Here is a 2,199-nt window from a genome sequence, read left to right as displayed (position 1 = left end):
CGACCGTGCAAATCGCTGACAATGCCGCCGCAGGTGTAGTGCGCCGCTGGAACGACGGGAATGGGTTCTTGTGCGATGTCGATACCCAGTTCTTGGCAACGGGCATGAATATTCGGAAAGTGATTGCGGATGAAATCCTCACCCTTGTGGGAAATGTCGAGGAAAACGCAATCCAGGCCGCGCTTCTTCATCTCAAAATCGATCGCGCGAGCCACAATGTCGCGAGGAGCTAGTTCGGCACGATCATCATGTTCCGGCATGAAGCGAGTGCCGTCGGGCAGGCGGAGCAGACCACCTTCGCCGCGCACTGCCTCCGAGATCAGGAAGGATTTTGCCTGCGGGTGATAGAGGCAGGTCGGATGGAACTGAATGAACTCCATATTGGCAACCTTGCAACCAGCACGGTAGGCCATGGCAATGCCGTCTCCGGTTGAGGTGTCTGGGTTAGTTGTGTAGAGATATACTTTTCCTGCGCCGCCTGTTGCCAGCAGGGTGTTGGTGGCGCCGATGGTGACCACCTCACCATCACGGTCATTCAGAATATAAGCGCCAAAGCAGCGTTTTTCACCCGTGCCCAATTTGTCGCCCGTAATCAGATCAATGGCGATGTGGTCTTCTAGAACGGTAATATTCGGATTGGCACGAACCTTCTTGGTCAGGGTGTCCTGAACAGCCAAACCGGTAGCATCGGCCACGTGAATGACTCGACGGGCACTATGACCGCCTTCGCGTGTCAGGTGGTAGCCAGCCTCGTCCTTGGTGAAGGGAACGCCTTGTTCGATAAGCCAATCTATAGCATGTCGGCCATTCTCAACGACAAATCGCGTCGCTTTTTCATCATTCAACCAAGCGCCGGCGATCAGCGTGTCCTGAATATGTGCTTCTATTGAGTCGCGACTGTCAAGGACAGCGGCAATACCGCCTTGCGCCCAACCGGATGCTGAATCTTCAAGGCTGCGTTTACTGACAAGGGCGACATTGCACTGAGAGGAAGCTAGCCGCAAGGCGGCAGATTGGCCAGCCAGTCCGCTACCAATGATGAGTACGTCAAATTTCTTCACGCTGTTCTCTATAAGAGTTATTTTGCCTCAAATATAGCACGCAGAAACCGATTCATCCGGTTACAGATGGTCACAAATAGGGATAAATACCTCTCGGCTCCATGAAAATGGCTGCGCTATACTTGTGCCATAAAGAAAGCAACAACCAAACCCCAGGGAAAACACGAGCCATGAGTGAGCGCGAGATCGATCAAATTCTGGTCGAGCGGGCGCAAGGCGGAGATAAGCACGCCTTCGACCAGTTGGTGAGCAAATACCAGCGCAAGCTAGGTCGTTTGCTGTCGCGTTTCATTCGCGATCAGGCAGAAGTTGAAGACGTTTCCCAAGAGGCGTTCATCAAGGCCTATCGCGCCCTACCTTCGTTTAGAGGCGACAGCGCCTTCTATACTTGGCTGTATCGCATTGGCATCAATACAGCCAAAAACTATCTTGTTTCACAAGGGCGTCGACCCCCGACGACAACCGAGTTTGATAATGACGAAGCGGAGACGTTTGAAGATGCGTCCCAATTGCGCGACATCAACACACCAGAAAGCCTCCTTCTTACCAAACAAATTGGGCAAACAATCAATGCCGCCATGGATGCGCTTCCGGAAGAGCTGCGGACAGCTATCGTATTGCGGGAAATTGATGGCATGTCCTATGAAGAAATTGCCGGCATCATGGATTGCCCGATAGGCACGGTTCGCTCGCGGATTTTTCGTGCCCGCGAAGCAGTGGCCGGAAAGCTCCGCCCTTTGCTTGACACGGCCTCGGACAAACGCTGGTAAGCATGAATACGGAACAAACTACTATTCAAGCGATTGTTCGCTCCCTGGATGGCAAATGGGTGCGTGTCGAGATAGAGCAGGGCGGATGTGGGCGCTGCCATGAAAAAGGCGGGTGCGGGGGGCAGCATCTCACCCAAATGTTTTGTAGCGGCCCGAAGACTTACCTGGTCGAGAACACAGTTGGTGCTAACGTGGGAGACCGTGTAAAGATCGCAATCGCAGTTGGTAGCGTGAGTCGTACTGCGAATTTGGCCTATATTTTACCGTTGACCGTAACAATAGCCGGAGCGGTACTGGGTGCCTTGTTCGGTGGTGACTTGAGTGCCATGGCTGGGGCGGGAGTTGGGCTGAGTGCTGCATTCCTTTAT

3 protein-coding genes are annotated in these 2,199 nt (G+C 53.4%); 2 read left to right on the top strand and 1 reads right to left on the bottom strand.

From position 1 onward, the window contains the following. Positions 1–1,061, bottom strand: a 1,061-nt coding sequence (nadB, locus tag ADADOO_RS09205; protein ID WP_511276930.1) for an L-aspartate oxidase, incomplete at its 3' end; no start/stop codon positions are given. A 170-nt stretch (positions 1,062–1,231) separates the two neighbouring features. On the opposite strand from nadB, the gene rpoE reads away from it, so the two are divergent. Both rpoE and ADADOO_RS09195 read left to right on the top strand, forming a co-directional pair. Continuing rightward, on the top strand, positions 1,232–1,831 hold the full coding sequence (gene rpoE / locus ADADOO_RS09200; protein WP_511276929.1) for an RNA polymerase sigma factor RpoE: 600 nt from the start codon (positions 1,232–1,234) through the stop codon (positions 1,829–1,831). A 2-nt stretch (positions 1,832–1,833) separates the two neighbouring features. Continuing rightward, positions 1,834–2,199: SoxR reducing system RseC family protein (locus ADADOO_RS09195; RefSeq protein ID WP_511276928.1), on the top strand; the 366-nt coding region annotated here is incomplete at its 3' end.

It is taken from the genome of Azonexus sp. (genome assembly GCF_036170495.1).
In the GTDB taxonomy this organism is placed as follows: domain Bacteria; phylum Pseudomonadota; class Gammaproteobacteria; order Burkholderiales; family Rhodocyclaceae; genus Azonexus.
The sequence above is the reverse complement of the archived record's forward strand: the minus strand, read 5'-3'. Positions and strand labels throughout refer to the sequence as shown.